The 18,668-nt window shown below is 66.9% G+C and carries 17 protein-coding genes; 12 read left to right on the forward strand and 5 right to left on the reverse strand.

Translation table 11 applies throughout. The features are described from left to right. Positions 1 to 104 precede the first annotated feature (104 nt). The 3 genes from ACVN9Z_RS23980 to ACVN9Z_RS23990 are packed head-to-tail and all read left to right on the forward strand — an operon-like array spanning position 105 to position 5,397. Positions 105 to 2,027, forward strand: coding sequence for an IucA/IucC family protein (locus ACVN9Z_RS23980; protein ID WP_458212725.1), 1,923 nt, complete (start codon positions 105 to 107; stop codon positions 2,025 to 2,027). After that, the gene (locus ACVN9Z_RS23985) at positions 2,024 to 3,271 is read left to right on the forward strand and encodes an MFS transporter (RefSeq protein ID WP_458212726.1); all 1,248 of its coding nucleotides are present in this window, start codon (positions 2,024 to 2,026) and stop codon (positions 3,269 to 3,271) included. Before ACVN9Z_RS23980 ends, ACVN9Z_RS23985 begins: the two co-directional genes overlap by 4 nt. Further along, positions 3,268 to 5,397, forward strand: coding sequence for a TonB-dependent receptor (locus ACVN9Z_RS23990; protein WP_458212727.1), 2,130 nt, complete (start codon positions 3,268 to 3,270; stop codon positions 5,395 to 5,397). The genes ACVN9Z_RS23985 and ACVN9Z_RS23990 overlap by 4 nt, the downstream gene beginning before the upstream one ends. Before the next feature lie 89 nt (positions 5,398 to 5,486). On the opposite strand, the gene guaA is transcribed toward ACVN9Z_RS23990, so the two are convergent. Both guaA and guaB read right to left on the reverse strand, forming a co-directional pair. Continuing rightward, entirely contained in the window at positions 5,487 to 7,079 is a 1,593-nt protein-coding gene (gene guaA / locus ACVN9Z_RS23995; protein WP_024069238.1) for a glutamine-hydrolyzing GMP synthase, read from the reverse strand. 120 nt (positions 7,080 to 7,199) lie between these two features. After that, positions 7,200 to 8,660, reverse strand: a complete 1,461-nt coding sequence (guaB, locus tag ACVN9Z_RS24000) for an IMP dehydrogenase (protein WP_006387084.1) — start codon at positions 8,658 to 8,660, stop codon at positions 7,200 to 7,202. 208 nt (positions 8,661 to 8,868) lie between these two features. On the opposite strand from guaB, the gene ACVN9Z_RS24005 reads away from it, so the two are divergent. The 4 genes from ACVN9Z_RS24005 to ACVN9Z_RS24020 all read left to right on the forward strand — a co-directional run bounded on the left by ACVN9Z_RS24005 (position 8,869) and on the right by ACVN9Z_RS24020 (position 12,155). Beyond that, the gene (locus tag ACVN9Z_RS24005; RefSeq protein WP_054502298.1) at positions 8,869 to 9,489 is read left to right on the forward strand and encodes a DUF2239 family protein; all 621 of its coding nucleotides are present in this window, start codon (positions 8,869 to 8,871) and stop codon (positions 9,487 to 9,489) included. A 249-nt stretch (positions 9,490 to 9,738) separates the two neighbouring features. After that, the gene (locus tag ACVN9Z_RS24010) at positions 9,739 to 10,128 is read left to right on the forward strand and encodes a DCC1-like thiol-disulfide oxidoreductase family protein (RefSeq protein ID WP_437257571.1); all 390 of its coding nucleotides are present in this window, start codon (positions 9,739 to 9,741) and stop codon (positions 10,126 to 10,128) included. A 141-nt stretch (positions 10,129 to 10,269) separates the two neighbouring features. Beyond that, the gene (locus ACVN9Z_RS24015) at positions 10,270 to 11,574 is read left to right on the forward strand and encodes a YcxB family protein (protein ID WP_458212728.1); all 1,305 of its coding nucleotides are present in this window, start codon (positions 10,270 to 10,272) and stop codon (positions 11,572 to 11,574) included. After that, positions 11,571 to 12,155: a hypothetical protein gene (locus ACVN9Z_RS24020; RefSeq protein ID WP_006387079.1), complete on the forward strand. Its 585-nt coding sequence runs from the start codon at positions 11,571 to 11,573 to the stop codon at positions 12,153 to 12,155. The genes ACVN9Z_RS24015 and ACVN9Z_RS24020 overlap by 4 nt, the downstream gene beginning before the upstream one ends. Positions 12,156 to 12,237: 82 nt before the next feature. Here ACVN9Z_RS24020 and ACVN9Z_RS24025 read toward each other — a convergent pair whose 3' ends face one another. Then, the gene (locus ACVN9Z_RS24025) at positions 12,238 to 13,128 is read right to left on the reverse strand and encodes a LysR family transcriptional regulator (RefSeq protein ID WP_458212729.1); all 891 of its coding nucleotides are present in this window, start codon (positions 13,126 to 13,128) and stop codon (positions 12,238 to 12,240) included. A 173-nt stretch (positions 13,129 to 13,301) separates the two neighbouring features. Here ACVN9Z_RS24025 and ACVN9Z_RS24030 point away from each other — a divergent pair, with 173 nt between their 5' ends. After that, positions 13,302 to 14,297 (forward strand): tripartite tricarboxylate transporter substrate binding protein, encoded by a 996-nt coding sequence (locus ACVN9Z_RS24030; RefSeq protein ID WP_047991079.1) that lies wholly within the window; start codon positions 13,302 to 13,304, stop codon positions 14,295 to 14,297. A gap of 188 nt (positions 14,298 to 14,485) precedes the next feature. Next, positions 14,486 to 15,451 carry a 2-hydroxyacid dehydrogenase gene (locus tag ACVN9Z_RS24035; RefSeq protein ID WP_058664690.1) on the forward strand — a complete coding sequence of 322 codons (966 nt, stop codon included), beginning with the start codon at positions 14,486 to 14,488 and terminating at the stop codon, positions 15,449 to 15,451. Between the two features lie 260 nt (positions 15,452 to 15,711). Here the strand turns inward: ACVN9Z_RS24035 and ACVN9Z_RS24040 are convergent, their stop codons facing one another. Then, complete coding sequence (locus tag ACVN9Z_RS24040) at positions 15,712 to 15,951, reverse strand: hypothetical protein (RefSeq protein ID WP_020928164.1); 240 nt, start codon at positions 15,949 to 15,951, stop codon at positions 15,712 to 15,714. Between the two features lie 84 nt (positions 15,952 to 16,035). Between ACVN9Z_RS24040 and ACVN9Z_RS24045 the strand changes: the two genes are divergently transcribed. Both ACVN9Z_RS24045 and ACVN9Z_RS24050 read left to right on the forward strand, forming a co-directional pair. Further along, complete coding sequence (locus tag ACVN9Z_RS24045; RefSeq protein ID WP_047991082.1) at positions 16,036 to 16,245, forward strand: DUF7661 family protein; 210 nt, start codon at positions 16,036 to 16,038, stop codon at positions 16,243 to 16,245. A 79-nt stretch (positions 16,246 to 16,324) separates the two neighbouring features. Further along, on the forward strand, positions 16,325 to 16,612 hold the full coding sequence (locus tag ACVN9Z_RS24050; RefSeq protein WP_020928166.1) for a hypothetical protein: 288 nt from the start codon (positions 16,325 to 16,327) through the stop codon (positions 16,610 to 16,612). Here ACVN9Z_RS24050 and ACVN9Z_RS24055 read toward each other — a convergent pair. After that, a complete protein-coding gene (locus ACVN9Z_RS24055; protein WP_006387071.1) occupies positions 16,609 to 17,544 on the reverse strand; it encodes a LysR family transcriptional regulator in 936 nt (311 codons plus the stop codon). The two genes, ACVN9Z_RS24050 and ACVN9Z_RS24055, sit on opposite strands and share 4 nt — an antisense overlap. Before the next feature lie 137 nt (positions 17,545 to 17,681). Here ACVN9Z_RS24055 and ACVN9Z_RS24060 point away from each other — a divergent pair, with 137 nt between their 5' ends. Continuing rightward, positions 17,682 to 18,668, forward strand: a complete 987-nt coding sequence (locus ACVN9Z_RS24060) for a Bug family tripartite tricarboxylate transporter substrate binding protein (protein WP_024069245.1) — start codon at positions 17,682 to 17,684, stop codon at positions 18,666 to 18,668.

Below are 18,668 nucleotides of genomic sequence, written 5' to 3' on the forward strand. Positions count from 1 at the left end.
CGAATAGCGCGTCGACACGGCGCGCGACGGTAAATCCCGACGTTGTCGAGCCGACTACACAGTTCTCCCTTCTGCGGCAACGTGGCACTTCAATGAGGCCGTGTATGGAGCTTTCCAGCAGCACCGGACGCCTGCATTCCGTATGGACGCAGGCGCTTCAGACCGAAGCGTTTCAGCGTAATGGCATCCATCAGGCCGACCTGATTGCCGTACTCCCCCGGGTTCGTGAACGTGCGTTTCAGCGTCTGATGCAAGCGTTGCTGCGAGAGAAGCTGATAGCGCCCGGGCGCATCCAGCAAGCGCATGGGCGAAGCATCCTGCCCCTCGGCGACGAGGGCGCTTACCTCACCTTTGGGAGCCTGCGGCCGGGGCCCATGGCCAGTTGGTACCTCGCTGGTCCCGTGCTGCTTCACCGTTCTCCGAATCCTGCACGCGAACTGGAACTTCCCTCGGACTTGATCGAACAATTGGTTCCCTTGCTGGCCCCCATCCCCGGTGTCGAGGTGATCGAACAACTGAAACGCGAACTCGACGACAGCTTCCGCAACGACAGCCTGTGCCTGGCGTTTCATGACAATTGGAACGCGCGATTGTTGAAGCAGACTCGCGACGCGCATACCGACAGCCTGTTGCAATGGTTGCGATCACCGGACGCGCCCCGCAATCCCACGCAACTGCTGGAACAGTGGGGAACCCTCGGCCATCCTTGGCATCCCGGCTACAAAGCCAAGCTCGGCATGGACACCCGGGAAGTCATTGGCTGCGCCCCGGAATTCGAAGCGCACGTGCGTCTTCCGCTTGTCGCGCTACACCGAGGGGTAGCGCATACCGAGTCGATGTCGGAGCCTGCCTATCCGGCTTGGTGGCGCGGGGCTTTTCCACACGAAGCGCGTACCTGGGATTCGGCGCTGCGTGCGCTGGGACGCGAGCCGGCAGACTTCCTACCCTTGCCGGTGCATCCCTTTCAGCTCTCAACCCTTCGGGAAGCATTCGCCGCCGAAATCGCACAGGGTCAGTTGATCCTGCCAGACGACACTGCGATCGCTGGCAGCCCGGGCATGTCCTTCCGTACATTTTGGACGGATGGCGCCGATCCGCGGCATACGCCCATGGTAAAGCTGCCCGTCGCGTTGCGCCTGACCAGCGTGCAACGCACGCTCACGCCCCGGTCAGCAAGGATGGGGCCACGCATCAGCCGTTTGCTCGCGACCATTCGGCAACGCGAACCGCAACTGGCTCAGTCTTGGGACTTCGTGCCCGAGCGGCACGGCATCCATGTCTTGCTGGAACCGGCCAACGACGAGCGCGCGCGCCACCTAGGCGTTCTCTATCGGGACAACCCGACAAGTCGATTGCATTCAGGCCAGATGGCGATACCCGTCGGCAGCCTGTTCGTCGAAGACCACAACAACGAACCTTTGCTACGCCAATGGGTCGCGATCGGGCAAGGCGCAAGCGACCATCAGGCCGCACTGCGGTTCTTCCAGGACTATGTCGCCACGGCCCTACCCGGCCTGCTCGATCTATACCTGATCTACGGCATCGCCTTCGAAGCCCATCAACAGAACAGCTTCATGGTCATGGATGACGCCGGCCGACCATCCCGGCTGCTGATCCGCGATTTCGGCGATCTGCGCATCCACCGTCCCAGCCTGGTCCGGCAGGGCCTCACGCTGGAGATTCACGATCCCGCGCTGACGCTCTTTGACGACGCCGACTTCGTACGCGCCAAGCTGCTGCACGCCGGCTTCATGTGCCATCTCGGCGAACTGGCCCTGCTGTGCCAGCGCCATTGGCCGGAACTGGATGAGCAAGCGCTCTGGTCCGTGCTCGCCCGGCAGGTCGCCGAACGCTTCGATCATGTCCGTACACGGACCGACCCTGACCGCTGGCAATCCGAACGCGCCGCGTTTCTCGAAAACCCCTGGCCCGCCAAGAGTTTCCTGCGCATGCGCTTGGCCCAGACCCAGAACGACATCACCGGCCAAATGGACAACCCGCTACGCGCGTGGATCGGCAATGCATGAACTTCGATCGCCGACAGCTCTCCCGGCTGGTGCTGATCCAGGCCTTTGCGATGGGCGCGATGGAAATGAGCGGCCCATTCTGGCCGCTACGCCTGCGGGCCTTGTTGCCTCCAGATCGACAAGATCAATTGTCCTGGCTGGCGGCGCTGATCTACATCGGGCCGGCATTAACGGCCATTATCGCCACGCCATTCTGGAGCGCGCTGGGCACGCGTCGCGGACACCGCCCCATGCTGATCCGGGCACTGCTGGCGCTTGGCGCGTGCCAATGGCTAGCGGCCCTCACCACGAACGTCTGGCTGCTGATCGGCATCCGGGTGCTGCAGGGTGCCTTGGCCGGCTTCATCGCCGCAGCGCAGGCCTATGCCACCGCCGGGTCGTCTGGCGCGAATCGCGGACAGGTTCTCGCCCGCCTGCAATCGGCCACCGCCATCGGCTCCATGCTGGGCCCCGTCTCCGGTGGCCTGTTGATGGACCTCTACGGATTCGCCTGGCTCTGCCTCATCGCCGGGCTGATCTGCCTGGCCTGCGTGGTTCCCGTCCTGAGTCTGCCCAAGGACACGCCAGAACCCGCCGCACCAATGGGCACCGGGAGCATCAGACGCTCCACCTCCCACAACTGGTTGCTGGCCCCACTGGTGGTGATCACGCTGGTCCAGACAGCAAAGATGATGCCGCAACCCTTCTTCGCGCTGTATCTGAACGAAGTGCTGCACGCGCCCGCTTGGCTCAGCGGCGCAAGCTACGCCGCAAGCGCCTTGACGCTGGCCCTGTCCGCCCCATGGTGGGCACGCCTATGCACACCCCAGCCCGTCCAACGCAGCTGGCGATGCCTGGAAGTCGCCTCCTGGGCCAGCGCGCTCACGCTCTGCCTGATGGCGCTGGCCCACGACACCATCACGTTCATCGCCACACGCCTGCTGTGGGGCCTGTGGCAAGGCGCGCTCCTGCCTCTTGCCTACGTCCTGATCGGACATACCGCCCCCAACGCCTATCGCGCAATCGGCCTGGGCCTGGGCAACAGCGCCGCCAAAGCCGGTGCCCTGGCTGGGTTCGCCTTGGGTGCCGGCGCCATGTCATGGGCCAGCCTGCATTGGGGCTTCTGGCTGGTCGCGCCGCTCTATGTCGTCGCCGCGTTGAGCGTGCGCTTCCTGCGCCGACTACCCGGTTGCCAGCAGCCCCTCCCCACTCCCCCTGACCCACCCGCCACGCCATCCTCCTCGCAAATCAAGGACCCACCATGAAATCCCCTATCGCCGGCATTGCGCCTGTCCGTGTCAATCGACTCCCGCTCCTGCTCGCCTCCGCCTCGATGTGGACCCTGGGTATCGGCCCGCTCCATGCCGAGGAAGCCACCACCCTCCCCACCGTCACGGTCACCGCCACACGCGGCGAAGCCAGCATTGCCAGCATCCCCGGCTCGGTGCAGGTCATCGAAGCCGAAGAAATAAAGCGCCAATCCGGCGCCGGCCGCAAGGTCGCCGACGTCCTGGCGACCCTGGTGCCTGGCCTGGCTCCCAGCAGCGGCACCATGACCAACTATGGCCAGAGCCTGCGCGGACGCAACGTCCTGGTCCTGATCGATGGCGTGCCGCAAAACGCCAGCCGCGACAACTACCGCCAGCTCAACAGCATCGCGCCCGAGAGCATCGAGCGCGTGGAAGTGGTCTCCGGTGCCAGCAGCCTCTATGGCGCCGGCGCCACCGGCGGCATGATCAACATCATCACCAAGCGCAACAATGGGCAGGACCTGGCCTTCAGCAGCCGGGTCGGCATCACCGCCGACAAGGACTTCCACGGTGATGGCATGGCCTACGAACTGTTCCAGAGCGCCACCGGGCGCAAGGGTGCATTCGACTGGTACCTGTCCGGAGATTTCGTCAAACGCGGCGGGCAATTCGATGCCCTGGGCCAGCGCATCCCGCAGGACACCTCCCAAGGCAGCGAAATGGACACCCGCAACCATGACCTGACCGCGCGCTTCGGCTTCGACTTCACTCCAGACCGCCGCTTGACCCTGGGCCTGCAGGAGTTCCAGGACAAGCAGCGTTCCGATTACGGTTTCCAGGCTGTCGCCGGAGAAGCCCGCGCCGTATCCGGCCTGGACCTGGACGATCAACCCAAGACGCTCAATCGCGCCATCAACCTCAACTACACCGACCGCGCCTTCTTCGACCAACGGCTTCAAGCCGAAAGCTACTGGCGCCACAACGAGGCGCTTTTCTATCCCGATCGCCCCAGAAAGAAAGCTGGCATCACCGCCACGGACAGCCGCGCGACGGTCTACGGACTGCGCCTTGCCATGGAAAGCCAGTTACCCAGCTTCAGCGGCATCCAGGGAACGCTGACCTACGGCGGCGACTACGAACGCGAGCAGTTGACCCAGGATGGCAGGCAATACACCGTGAAGGGACTGGTCTACACCCCCACTGGCCGCACGCTTGAACTGGGCCCCGACATGACCACCCAGACCCGCGCCCTCTTCCTGCAATCCGCCTGGGAAATGCAGGATTGGACCCTGCGCGCGGGCGTTCGTCGCCAGTGGATCGACAGCAACGTCAAGGACAGCGTCGCCTATGGCGACATCCAGGCCACCGGCGTGGGCAACATCCTGCCGGGCGGCAAACTCAAGTACAACGCCACGCTCTACAACCTGGGGGTGGTCCGCCACCTGAGCGACGCCCAGGACGTGTTCGTCAACTTCAGCCAGGGCTTCACCCTGCCCGATATCCAGCGATTCCTGCGCGACGTGCGCAGCGACTACGACATCCAGCAGTTGAACTCGCAGGCGTTGAAGGTCGACAGCTATGAGATCGGTTGGCGCGGTGCGTGGGATGCCGTGCAGGCCAGCCTCACGGCCTATCGGAACAACTCGGATGTGACGCAGTTCTACGACGCGAAGGATCGTGTGCTGCGGCTGATCAACCAGAAGGAGCGCGTGAGCGGGGTCGAAGCGAGCCTGGACGTCAATGTCGCTCGCGCTTGGAAGGTGGGCGGCAGTTATGCGTATACCAAGGGTGCGACCAAGCAGAATGGAAGCTGGATCGCGCTGCCGGCGACCCGGATCGCGCCGCCGAAGTTCACGGCTTATGTCAGTTATGCGCCCGGGACGTATAGCGTGCGGTTGCAGGGCGTGCGCGTGGGCGGGTATGACGCGGCGGCTCGGGATAAGAATGGGCGCGAGACGGTCGGGTATACGCTGCTGGATCTGTTGGCTTCGGTGGAGTTGCCCAAGGGGCGTGTGGATGTGGGGGTTTATAACCTGACCAATCGGGATTATTACTCGGTGTTCATGCAGGCGAATGCGCGGGCGCCTTGGCCGCGGGCGCAGGGGAGGACTGTGGCGGTGAGTTATAGCTTGGACTACTGACAGGCTCACAGGCCCGCGTCGGCCCACGCCGTAAATAAAAAAGGCGCCGAAGCGCCTTTTTTATACACCGCTCGCGAAGCGAAACAGCATCACTCCCACTCAATCGTCGCAGGCGGCTTGCTCGACACGTCATACACCACCCGATTGATCCCCCGCACCTCATTAATAATCCGCGAGGAAACCCGAGCCAGCAACGGATGCGGCAGTGGCGCCCAATCCGCGGTCATGAAGTCAAACGTCTGCACAGCCCGCAGCGCGACAACGTACTCATACGTCCGACCATCCCCCATCACCCCCACCGACTTCACCGGCAGGAACACGGCGAACGCCTGCGAGGTCAGCTCATACCAGGTCAGGCCGCTGGCCTCGTCCTTGGTGTTGCGCAGTTCCTCGATGAAGATCGCATCCGCGCGACGCAGCAGCTCGGCGTATTCATGCTTGACTTCGCCCAGGATGCGCACGCCCAGGCCCGGGCCCGGGAACGGATGGCGGTAGACCATCTGCGGCGGCAGGCCCAGGGCCACGCCGAGTTCGCGGACTTCGTCCTTGAACAGTTCGCGCAGGGGTTCCAGCAGTTGCAGGTTCAACGTGTCCGGCAGGCCGCCGACGTTGTGGTGCGACTTGATCGAGGTGGCCTTGCCGGTCTTGGCGCCGGCCGATTCGATGACGTCGGGGTAGATGGTGCCCTGGGCCAGCCACTTGGCGCTTTTCTGCTTGCCGGCCTGTTCCTGGAACACTTCGACGAATTCGCGGCCGATGATCTTGCGCTTGGCTTCGGGGTCGGCCACGCCGGACAGCTTGCCCATGAACTGGGCGGTGGCGTCGACGTGGATGATCTTGACGCCCATGTTCTCGGCGAAGGTCTGCATGACCTGCTTGCCTTCGTCCAGGCGCAGCAGGCCGTGGTCGACGAAGACGCAGGTCAGTTGGTCGCCGATGGCCTTGTGGATCAGGGCCGCGGCCACCGACGAATCGACGCCGCCGGACAGGCCGAGGATGACTTCGTCTTCGCCAACCTGCTCGCGGATGCGGGCGACGGCTTCGGCGACGTAGTCAGGCATGTTCCAGTCACCCTGGCATTCGCAGATCTCGTTGACGAAGCGGGCCAGCATGGCCTTGCCTTGCACGGTGTGCGTGACTTCAGGGTGGAACTGCACGGCGTAGAAGCGGCGTTCTTCGTCGGCCATGCCGGCGATGGGGCAGGACGGCGTGGAGGCCATCAGCTTGAAGCCCGGCGGCAGCTCGGTGACCTTGTCACCGTGGCTCATCCAGACCTTGAGCATGCCGTGGCCTTCGTCCGTGGTGAAGTCTTCCAGGCCTTCCAGCAGCTTGGTGTGGCCGTGGGCGCGGACTTCGGCGTAGCCGAATTCGCGGTGGTCGGAGAAGCTGACCACGCCGCCCAGTTGTTGCGCCATGGACTGCATGCCATAACAGATGCCCAGCACGGGCACGCCCAGCTCGAACACGGCGTGCGGCACGCGCATGGAGCCTTCTTCGTAGGCCGATGCGTGGCTGCCCGACAGGATGATGCCCTTCAGGCCCTGCGCCATCTGGTCGCGGATGAAGGCATCGTCGACGTCGCCCGGGTGCACTTCGGAGTAGACGCCGGCTTCGCGCACGCGGCGGGCGATCAGTTGGGTGACTTGCGAACCGTAGTCGAGAATGAGGATGCGCTGGTGCATGGAGACTCTACCGGTAAGGAATGAAATCGCTGTAAATAAAACCGCACCGGCAGACCCGCTGACTGATTCTGCGGGTCTGCCGGTGCGTGATGCATGACATTGTAGTTGACTGTACGGGGATCAGTCGGCGCGGTAGTTGGGCGCTTCCTTGGTGATCTGTACGTCGTGCACGTGGGATTCGCGGACACCGGCGGAGGTGATTTCCACGAATTCGGCCTTGGTGCGCATGTCGTCGATGGTGGCGGCGCCGCAGTAGCCCATGGAGGCGCGGATGCCGCCGACCAGTTGGTAGATGATGGCCAGCACGCTGCCCTTGTAGGGGACGCGGCCTTCGATGCCTTCGGGGACCAGCTTGTCGGCGTTGTTGGCCGGGTCCTGGAAGTAGCGGTCGGCCGAGCCTTCCGTCATGGCGCCCAGGCTGCCCATGCCGCGGTACGACTTGTACGAACGGCCCTGGAACAGCACCACTTCGCCCGGCGCTTCTTCGGTGCCGGCGAACATGCCGCCCATCATGCAGGAGAACGCGCCGGCGGCCAGGGCCTTGGCGACGTCGCCCGAGTAGCGGATGCCGCCGTCGGCGATCAGCGGCACGCCCGTGCCTTCCAGCGCCTTGGCGACTTCGGAGATCGCGTGGATCTGCGGCACGCCGACACCGGCCACGATACGGGTGGTGCAGATCGAGCCGGGGCCGATGCCGACCTTGACGCCGTCGGCGCCGTGCTCGACCAGCGCGCGCGCGGCGGCGGCGGTGGCGATGTTGCCGCCGATGACTTCGACCTTGGGGTAGTTCTGCTTGACCCAGCGCACGCCTTCCAGCACGCCCTTGGAGTGGCCGTGGGCGGTGTCGACGATCAGCACGTCGACGCCGGCGGCGACCAGCTTTTCAACGCGCTCTTCGGTGTTGCCACCGACGCCGACCGCGGCGCCGACGCGCAACTGGCCCTGGGCGTCCTTGCTGGCCAGCGGGTGCTCGGTGTTCTTGACGATGTCCTTGACGGTGGCCAGGCCGCGCAGCTCGAAACCGTCGTTGACGATGAGCACGCGTTCCAGGCGATGCTTGTGCATCAGGGCCTGCGCTTCATCGAGCGTGGCGCCTTCCTTCATGGTGACCAGGCGTTCCTGCGGCGTCATGATGTTGCGCAGGGGCTGGTCCAGGTTCTCTTCGAAGCGCAGGTCGCGGTTGGTGACGATGCCGACCAGCTTGCGCCCTTCCACCACCGGCAGGCCCGAGATGCCATGCTGGCGCTGCAACGCAATGGCGTCGCGCACTTTCATCTGGGGGGTGACGGTGACCGGATCGATCACGATGCCGAATTCGTGGCGCTTGACGCGGGCGACTTCACGGGCCTGGGCGTCGGCGGACAGATTCTTGTGGATGATCCCGATGCCACCTTCCTGGGCCATGGCGATCGCCAGGCGGGATTCGGTGACCGTGTCCATGGCGGCGGACACAAGGGGGATGTTCAGGGAGATGTTGCGGGTGAGGCGCGTGGCCAGGGAGGTGTCGCGCGGCAACACCTCGGAATACGCAGGCACCAACAACACATCGTCGAAGGTGAGCGCTTTTTGAACGAGACGCATGGGTAACTCCGGGCGCAAAGCAAGATTATACGCCGCTGACGTGTTTTGACTAGGTGTTGACCCTAGGTCGGTGCATGATTTTTGCGACTTTTTTCAATAGGCGTTGGACCTTGCACTATTTTTACCCGGATTATATTGACAAGCGCTTTGGCAAGCCGCACAATGCCAGACATTAAATTTATCCGGATAAATAAAACCCCTGTACGCCATGACCCAACCTCTCCTTCCCCATACCGCTTTCGAAGGCCACCGCCTGCTGGCGCGTGGCGCGCTCGCCGAGGTCGCCCTGGCCGTCAAGCAGGCCCAGGACGGTCACGCCAACCGTCATGGCGACGGCGCGATCCTGGTGTTCGACGACCATACCGGCAAGCAGGTCGACCTGGACCTGCGCGGCGCTGACGCCGATATCCGCGCGCGCTATCAGGCGCCGGCCGATGCCGCCCCCGCGCCCGCCGAGGAAGCGGACCACGCCGACGCCGCCCCGCGCGGGCGCGGACGGCCCAAGCTGGGCGTGGTGCCGCGCGAGGTGACGCTGCTGCCGCGCCACTGGGACTGGCTGGCGGCGCAGCCGGGCGGCGCGTCGGTGGCGCTGCGCAAACTGGTGGAACAGGCGCGCCGCGACAACGAGGCGCGCGACCAGCAGCGCCAGCGGCAGGAAGCGGCGTATCACTTCATGTCGAGCATGGGCGGCAACCTGCCGGGCTTCGAGGAGGCCACGCGGGCGCTGTATGCCGATGATCGCGCGGGTTTCACGCGGCAGGTGGCCGCATGGCCGGCGGACGTGCGCGATTACGCCATGGCGCTGGCGTGGGCGGATGAGCAGGCCTGAGCGGCAAGCCGCGTATCGCTGGGCGCGGTCCCGGTGGCCTGTTCCTGCGCCTTATCCCTACGCACATACCTGCGCCACACACCTGCGCCCCATACCTCCCCACCATGACTGCGGGCCGTCGCTGCGCCCCATCGCTGCGCGCGCCGCTGGCGCAGGGCGGCGCGCGCGCCATGCGCCGCTTCCAATCGTGCGTCGGCGGCATCCCGGCGCCCCAAGCAAGCGACGCCCGCCGCTGGTAAGCTGTACGTCATGGATACGGATACCGCGCCCCGCAACTTCCTGCTGTACGACGGCGACTGCCCGTTCTGCACCAACTACGTGCGGATGGTGCAGTTGCGCAAGGCCGTCGGCCCGGTCGAATTGCTCGACATGCGCCAGCATCCCGATCGGGTGGCGCATTTCCGCGACCGCGGCTATGACCTGAACGAAGGCATGCTGCTGCGGCTGGACGGGCACATCTACTGGGGCGCCGATTGCATCAACCGGCTGGCGCTGCTCAGTTCGGACAGCGACCTGTTCAACCAGGTCAACGCCGCCATCTTCCGTCGCCCCTGCCTGTCGGCGGCGCTGTATCCCTTCATGACCCGCGGCCGCGCGCTGACGCTGGCGCTGCTGGGCAAGAAGAAGATGCCGGCCTGACGGCGGCGGCGCGCTCTCGGTCGCGCGCCTCGCCCTGCCTCACCACGCCCCGCTTCGCCGCGCCCCGCTTCGCCCTGCCTTTCCCCGTCTCGTCACCCAGCAGCAATGCTAAATTGCGGGTCACCCCCTGACGGAGACCCCATGCCCGAGCCGAGCACCGCTGCCGACGGCACGCTGACGCCGCCCGTTGCGCCCCCGGACGAAGCGCCCGGCGCGATGCCGGCCGACGGCTTCTCGCTGACCGCGCCGATCACGCTGCAGGACCGCATCGCGGCCGCGCTGTTCAGCTACGCGGACATGTTCGGGGCCGCCCGGCGGCGCGCGCTGTACTTCCTGGCGTGGGTGGTGCTGGCGCTGTTGGGAATGCTGGGGTTCTCTTCCTGGCGGGATAGCGGCGAGCAGGGCTTCGGCCCGTTCCTCTCGCGCTTCTTTCACGACCTGTTCGGGCTGGACGGCGTGCCCATCCTGGTCGTGGCCATCCCGGTGCTGATCTACTACTTCCGCCATCCGGCGATCGTGCGCGGGCGCCTGGCGCGCAGGTGCCGCGACGAAGGACTCGACCAGACAATCCACCCGCTCTATCACTTTCAGCCGGGCGGGCTTGTCGTCACCCTGCCGGGACGCAAGACGGCCATGGCGTGCTCGCGCATCCAGGGGATTGCCGAGACCTCCGAACACCTGTTCATCCAGTTGCGCAACATCGAGGACGTGTACGCCCTGCCGCGACAGGCGCTATCCGACGAGCAGGTGGCGCGCATCAAGGCGTGGGCCGCATCCTGCCACGCCGGCGCTCCGAACGCGACGCAGCACCCGCCGCAAGCGCGGCAGGCGCCCGAGGCCGCGCCGCCGCTGCTGACGACGCGCTTCCTGCTGAACCAGGAAGACCGGGCCGCCGCGATCTCGTGGCAGATCGAACGTCCCGGCATGCGGCGCCGCCGCCGGCGCGGTTTCCTGCTGGCCTTCGCGCTGACCGCCCTGCTGGTGCCACTGATATTCGTGCTGCTGTGGCTGCTGGACCCCGAGCGGGTGCCGCTGCGCTATGCCTGGCCGCTGTTCGGCGAGATGTTCACGGACAGTTTCTGGAAGATCACGCTGGGGTTCTGGGCCATCCTGGTCGCCATCATCCTGCTGCATCCCTGGTCCCGGCGCCGCCACGCGTACAAGCTGGCCGGGCAGATGCACCGGCGCATGCCGGCCGAGGAACACGAGGCGCGGCTGTATGACGACCGGCTCGAAGTCCGGCAGGACGGTTGGGTCAACAGCTTCGCGACGGCCGGGTTCGACCGGGTCGAGCGGCAAGGCGAACACCTGATCCTGATGCGGCGGGAGGGCGAACCGCTGATCCTGCCCCGACGCGCGCTGGACGCGGAGCAGCTGGCGCTGTTCGAACGCATCCTCACGGGCGGCGCGGGCGGCAATCATCGCCAGCGCGAGGATACGCCATGAGCGGGCCGGCCTTGATCCGTCTGGCGGCCCTGTGCGCGGCGCTTGGCGCGCTGGCGCCCGCCGCGTCCGCCGAAACCCTCGATCTGCCGCATGGCCTGTCGGTGCAATTGCCAGAGGGCTGGGTGGTGGACGGCTCGCCGCAAGGCGAGGTCTCGCGCAGCGGCATGCGGCGCGTGCAGCTGGTCTGCGAAAGCGAGGCCTGCGAACAGACGCAGGAAACCTGCACCCTGCTGATGCAAGCCAAGCCGCTCGAAGGCGACGACGATGACGCCCGCTTGCAAGCGCTTTATGCGTCGCCGCTCAAGCGCTATTTCCGCCTGCGGGCGGTGCTGCGCGCGACCAGTCCCGACGCCGATATCCGCCAGCCGCTGGAGCGGGTGCGCATCGGCGATCGGGATTGGTACCGGGTCGAGACCGATGCGCGGCACCAGTACCGGTCGGGCGTGTTCGCCGAGACGGTGGTCGACGGCCTGTACGTCGGCGCGATCTGCAAGTCGTGCGAAACCGGCGAACAGCGCCACCGGGACGGACTGCGGATCATCGAGAGCCTGAAGTCGGATACGAACGCCATGTCGCGTTGAACGGCGCGAACGCCATGCAATTCCCTGCCCATCGCGTTGAACGACGACGACATGCCAGGCGCGCGCCCGGCTGTCGCCCCCTTCAGGGTGCCGGGGGCAACACCTCCGCCACCTGCCGCAGGAAGGCCTCCAACGCAGGGTTGTCGTGCTGCGCATGCCAGGCCAGGTACATGTCGGCATACAGGTCGCGCTGGCCCAGCGAGCGGAACTCCACCCCCTCCAGGCGCAGCTCGCGCGCCGAATCGGGCACGATGCCCACGCCCAGCCCCGCCCGCACCAGCGCCAGCAAGGTATGCGTCTGGCTGGCGCGCTGCACGTAGTCGGGCTGCACATCGGCCAGGCCGAATGCGCCGACGATGCGGTCATAGAAGTATTTGCCGTCGCGCGGCGAATACAGCACGAAGGGCTGGCCCTGCAGCAGCCGCAGCGGCACCACGTCCTGTTCGCACAGCGGTGAATCCGCCGGCAGCGCCAGCACCAGCGGTTCGCGCTCGATCAGGCGGGCTTCGATGCCCGCCTGCCGCGGCACGCTGCGCGCCAGGATGGCGTCCAGCTCGCGCGCCAGCAGCAGGCGCGACAGGTCGGTGCTGACGGTTTCGCGCAACTGGATCTCGACGCCGGGCAGGCGCTTGCGCGCCCGCATGATCAACGACGGCATAAGCCGGTACGACGCCACCGCCGTGAAGCCCAGCGTGATGTGGCCGGCGTCGCCGCCGGCGGTGCGGCGGGCGCTGGCGGTGGCGCGGGCCGAGTATTCCAGCAGGTGGCGCGCGTCGCGCAGGAAGCGGCGGCCGGCGGCGCTCAGTTCGACCTGGCGGCTGCTGCGCTCGAACAGCGTCACGCCCAGGTCCTGCTCCAGCAACTGGATCTGGCGCGACAGCGGCGGCTGCGTCATGCACAGGCGCTGGGCGGCGCGGCCGAAGTGCAGTTCCTCGGCCACGGCGATGAAACATTCGAGCTGGCGGAATTCCATCGATCCAATCCTTGAATTGATCAATGCTATTTATAGCTCGAACAGTCATGCATGAGTCGCCGTTCCTATACTCGGCCGCAACGTCGGGAGCCTGATTCGCCGCCCCGCAAAAGGAGTGCCATCGCAGCAACGTTTTTCCGCGGCCCGCGCCGCCCACTACAAAGAGAAGACCCATGGAGACAAGCAATTCCGCACGCCCGCGCCGCCGCTTCCTGGCGGCAGCCCTGGCCCTGGCCGCCTGTGGCGCCCTGCCCGCCGCGGCGCAGGCCGCGCCGTTCCCGGACCGCCCGATCAACCTGATCGTGCCGTTCTCGCCGGGCGGCGGCACCGACATTTCGGCGCGCCTGCTGGCGGCGGCGCTGGGCGACAAGCTGGCGGCGTCGGTGGTGGTGGACAACCGCCCCGGCGCCGGCGGGCAGATCGCCGCCGATCTGGTGGCGCGCGCCAACCCCGACGGCTACACGCTGCTGTTCGCCAATTCGGGCATGCTGGCGATCAATCCGTGGATCTACAAGCTGCATTCCGATCCGGCCACCGCGTTCGCGCCGGTATCGCTGTTCTCGGACCTGCCGTTCGTGCTGGTGGTGCCCACCACCCTGCCCGCCAAGAACGTGAAGGACCTGGTGGCGCTGGCGCGCGCCCAGCCCGGCAAGCACACCTTCGCTAGTTCCGGCACCGGCGGCGCGCCGCACCTGTCGGGCGAGATATTCCAGCAGGCCACCGGCACCGATCTGATGCATGTGCCCTACAAGGGCGGCGGCCCGGCCATGACCGACCTGATGGCGGGCCGCGTCGACATGCTGTTCGCATCGGTGCTGGAGACCATTCCGTACGTCAATTCCGGCAAGCTGCGCGCGCTGGCGGTGACGGGCGCGACGCGCTCGCCCGCCCTGCCCGACGTGCCGACCATCGACGAGGCCGGCGTCCAGAACGCGCAGACCGGCTCATGGACGGCGGTGCTGGCGCCGGCGGGCACGCCGCAGGCGGTGATCGACAAGCTGTCGGCGGCGATCCGCGAGGTGGCGGCGGACCCGGCGATGAAGACCAAGCTGGAGTCGCAGGGCGCGGTCGCGCACGGATCGACGCCGCAGCAATTGCAGGCGCTGGCGGCCAGCGAACGCGCGCGCTACGGGGAGATCATCAAGACCCGGCATATCCAGACGCAGTAACCGGGCGGGCAATGCGGCCGCACACGACGCGGTGACGCGGCCCGAAGGGCGGCGCATTGCCCGCCCCCGTCATTTCTTCGTCCCCGACCCACACGGCCGGGACGGCTTTCATCGCCGGTCGTCCCACCGCCGACCTTTTCTTGCGACCCGCGCACCCGCGGGTCGTCGCAACAACCGTGACACCCGACATGACCACGACTGCTTCCCCACCCCTCGCCGACCTGCTGATGGTCGGCCCCTTGCTGCCCGAACTGACCGCCGAACTGGAGTCACGCTACCGCGTGCACCGCTGGTGGCAAAGCCCCGATCAGGCGGCGCTGCTGCGCGATCACGGCGCGGCGATCCGCGGCATCGCCACCAGCGGCCGCTTCGGCGCGCCGCGCGAACTGATCGACGCGCTGCCGGCGCTGGAAGGCGTTTTCAGCTTCGGCGTGGGCTACGACACCATCGATCTGGCGGCGGCGCAGGCGCGCGGCGTGCGCGTCACCAACACGCCTGGCGTGCTCGATGCCTGCGTGGCGGACACCGCGCTGGCGCTGATGCTGGCGGCGTCGCGCCGCATCGCCGAGGCCGACCGTTTCGTGCGCGCCGGGCGCTGGCCGCAGGAAGGTTTCGGGCTGGGCACGCGCATGAGCGGCAAGCGCTGCGGCATTGTCGGGCTGGGCAATATCGGCCTGCAGATCGCGCGGCGCGCCGAGGCGTTCGACATGCCGATCCTGTACACCAACCGCAAGCCGCGCGCGGACGCGCCGGCGCATTACCGCTACTGCCCGACGCTGACGGCGCTGGCGGCCGAATGCGATTTCCTGGTGCTGGCGGTGCCCGGCGGCGGCGCCACGCGCCACCTGGTCAATGCCGAGGTGTTGCAGGCGCTGGGCCCGCAAGGCTGGCTGATCAACATCGCGCGCGGCACGGTGGTGGACGAGACGGCACTGGTTCAGGCCCTGCAAAGCGGCGCCATCGCCGGCGCGGGCCTGGACGTGTTCGAACACGAACCGGCCACGCCGGCGGCGTTGAATGCGATGGACAATGTGGTGATGCTGCCGCACATCGCCAGCGGCACGCATGAGACCCGGCGGGCCATGGCGGACCTGATGCTGGCCAATCTGGATGGCTGGTTCCGCGAAGGCAAGACGGTGACGCAGGTGGTTTGAGAGCGCGGGCCGCCCGCAAGCGCGCGGGCGGCGGCGTCGCCCGATTTACGGGGAACGCACCGGGATGGCCCAATTCGAATAAATCGGCCACTTAGCGTCCACCACCTGGACACTACATCTTGTTATTTATCTCATACATGATAAATTTCTCACCGCACTGGCTCGTGCCGGCGAGCTGTTGTGCTTGTTGTTGTAATTTTTTCCGGCCTTCGGGCCGGATTTTTTTGTCCAGAATTTCCAGGGTGCCGCGCCGCGGCCCTTCACTCGTCGATCCGTATCGACAGCCCATCGCCTGCGGCCGTGATCGCGCGCACGCGTATCGTCCAGCCGGCGTTGATGGCCTCCTCCTGATCGTCAAACACGCCGTATTCGGTCACCGGCACAGCTCCATGCAACGGGCGGCCGTCGGGCCCCGGCCCGCGCGCCTCGATGACCGGTACGTAGCCATCCTGCACTTGCAGCGCGCCGCGCGTGATCTGAAAACCGTCCAGAATTTCCATCGTCGCTCCCTTGTTGTGGTGAAAGCCATGGTAGCGTGAGCACTGCGCGTCGTCGCCCTGCCCGCCGCAAAGTGTGGACCCGCCATGAGATTCGACATCTACCGCCGCCTGCAATTGGACATCGTTCGCGAGGCCGGCCAATGGGCCGTGTATCAGGCCGTGGCGGGCAAGCGGGTGCGCGCCGGCGGGATCGTCATCCCGGCCGACCTCCCCGAAGACGAACTGTCCACCTATCTGGACGATCTGTACCACGAGCTGGCGCGGCCGGGCGACATGGTGACCCGGTTGTCCTGAAGCCGCCCTGGCGGCGCCTTGCGTCCGGGCGTATCGTGGGCCTATCGTGAAAACCGGCCCAGCGCGCCCGGAGCCCGCCATGTCCGACGACATCCCCGCCATCGAGGCCAGCGCCTCGCAACTGGGCAACCTGACGCAGTTCCTGATCTGGGTTGCCGAGCATCCTCGCACCTATGCGGACATCATGGAGGCGTGGCGCACGTCGTGTCCACGCCTGTCGGCCTGGGAAGACGCCACCAGCAACGGCCTGGTGGACCTGGCCCGCCGGCCTGCCGGCGACGCCGCCGCCCCGGTGGCCACGTTGACGCCCAAGGGCCGCGCCTGGCTGGCCGCGCGCCAGGCCGGCATGAGCGCGACGCCTTCCTAACTATCAGGCGCCGGCACCACGCCGCCATCCGCTTGCAACTGCGCGCGCAGGCTGGCGATGAAGGCCTTGGCCGCTTCGGGCAGCACGCGCCCGGCCAGCGTCTGCACCTCGAAGTGGCGTTCGTTCATCTCGCGGTCGCGCAGCGGCAAGGCCACCACCTGCCCGGCACGCAGGCGATAGCGGATCGCCAGTTCGCCGCAGAACGCCACGCCGCCGCCCGCGCCCGCGAACGCCACCAGCGCGTCGACGCTGCGGCTGGAGAACATCGGTTCGCATGACAGCTGCTGGCGGCTGCAGCTGATGTCGATCAGTTGCCGCAGCGTCGAATCGGCATCGGGCAAGGCCAGCGGATAGGCCATCAATTGCGCCAGCGACACCTCGGGCTGGCCTGCCAGCGGATGGCCGGCCGCCACCACCGCGCGCACCGGCGCCGGCATGCGCAGTTCTACCCGCACGTCGCGATGCGAGGTCAGGCTGAGCGTGACGCCGATGTCGGCCGTGCCGTCGCGCACCCGCACCGGCACCTCGCGCTGCGAGCACACGTCCAGCGTGAAGCGGATGCCGGCGTACTGCCGGCGGAAATCCGCGATGGCGGCGGGCAGAAAATCATGGATGAAACCTTCGGTGCAGACCACCCGCACCAGCCCCTGGCGCAGCCCGCGCAGGCCCATGATGTCGCCGGCGACGCGCTCGACGTCCTGCTGCGCGCGCTTGGCATGGGCTGCCAGCAGTTCCCCCGCCGCGTTGAGCGTCATGCCCCGCGCGCGGCGCTCGAACAGCAAGGTGCCCAGCTCGCGCTCCAGGCGGGCGACCTGGCGGCTGACCGCGGACGGCGCCACGTCCAGCCGCTCCGCCGCGACGCTGACGGAGCCGCAGCGCGCCACTTCCAGAAAGTAGCGGACGGCCATTTCCTGCAGGATCTGCGGGTTCATCCGGGTTTGCCCTTGGTTGAGGTTAGCTTTGCGCCAAACGCAACGCAGGATTCTAACAATTCATATTGCTGCAACGTTGAGCCCCCGCCAAGATGGCATCCGTCACACGCGTCGTTCCGTCCACTCCCTTGTCGAGCATGACCATGAAGACTGCCTTGATTGCCCTTGGTATCACCCTGGCGGGCGCCCTCGCGACTGCCGCCCCCGCCGGCGCCCAGGGCGGCTATCCGACCCGTCCCATCACCCTGGTCGTGCCCTTCCCGCCCGGCGGCGCCACGGATGTGCTGGGCCGCGTCATCGCGCAAAAGCTCGGCCAGGAACTGGGCCAGACCGTGGTGGTGGAAAACCGCGCGGGGGCCGGCACCGTGATCGGCGCCGGCTATGTGGCCAAGGCCGCGCCCGACGGCTACACCCTGCTGGTCAGTTCCGGCACCACCTTCACGGTCAACCCCGCCATCCAGAGCAAGCTGCCGTATGACCCGGTCAAGAGCTTCGAGCCGCTCGGCATCGTCGGCCGCACCGGCCTGGCGCTGCTGGCCAACCCGCAGGTGCCGGTCAAGGACGTGAAGGAACTGGTGGCCTACGTCAACGCGCGCGCCAAGGAGCCGCCGGCCTATGGCTCGTTCGGCACCGGCACCACCTCGCACTTCGTGGGCGAAGCCTTCCTGGCGGCCGCCGGCATCAGGATGGTCCACGTGCCCTACAAGGGCAGCGCGCCGGCCATGACCGACCTGATCGGCGGCCAGATCCCGTTTTCGGTAGACACCGTGGCCGCCGCGCTGCCCCAAAGCAAGCTGGGCAAGGTGCGCGTGCTGGCCGTGTCCGCGCCCGCCCGCTCCAGCTTCCTGCCCGATGTGCCGACCTTCGCCGAGCAAGGCTACCCGTCGGTGGCGATGGACACCTGGCTGATGTTCACCGCGCCGCGCGGCCTGCCCGCCGACGTGAAGGCCAGGCTCGAAAACGCCTTGCGCGCCACGGTCGAATCGCCCGACGTGCGCAAGAGCCTGGAAAACCAGGGCTTCGAGCCGGCCTTCTCCAGCGCCGCCGAGGGCGAAGCGTTGATCCAGAAGGAACTGCCGATGATGCGCGACCTGGCCCGGCGCGCTGATATCAAGATCGACTGA

This window comes from Achromobacter sp. KK8 (genome assembly GCF_054188005.1).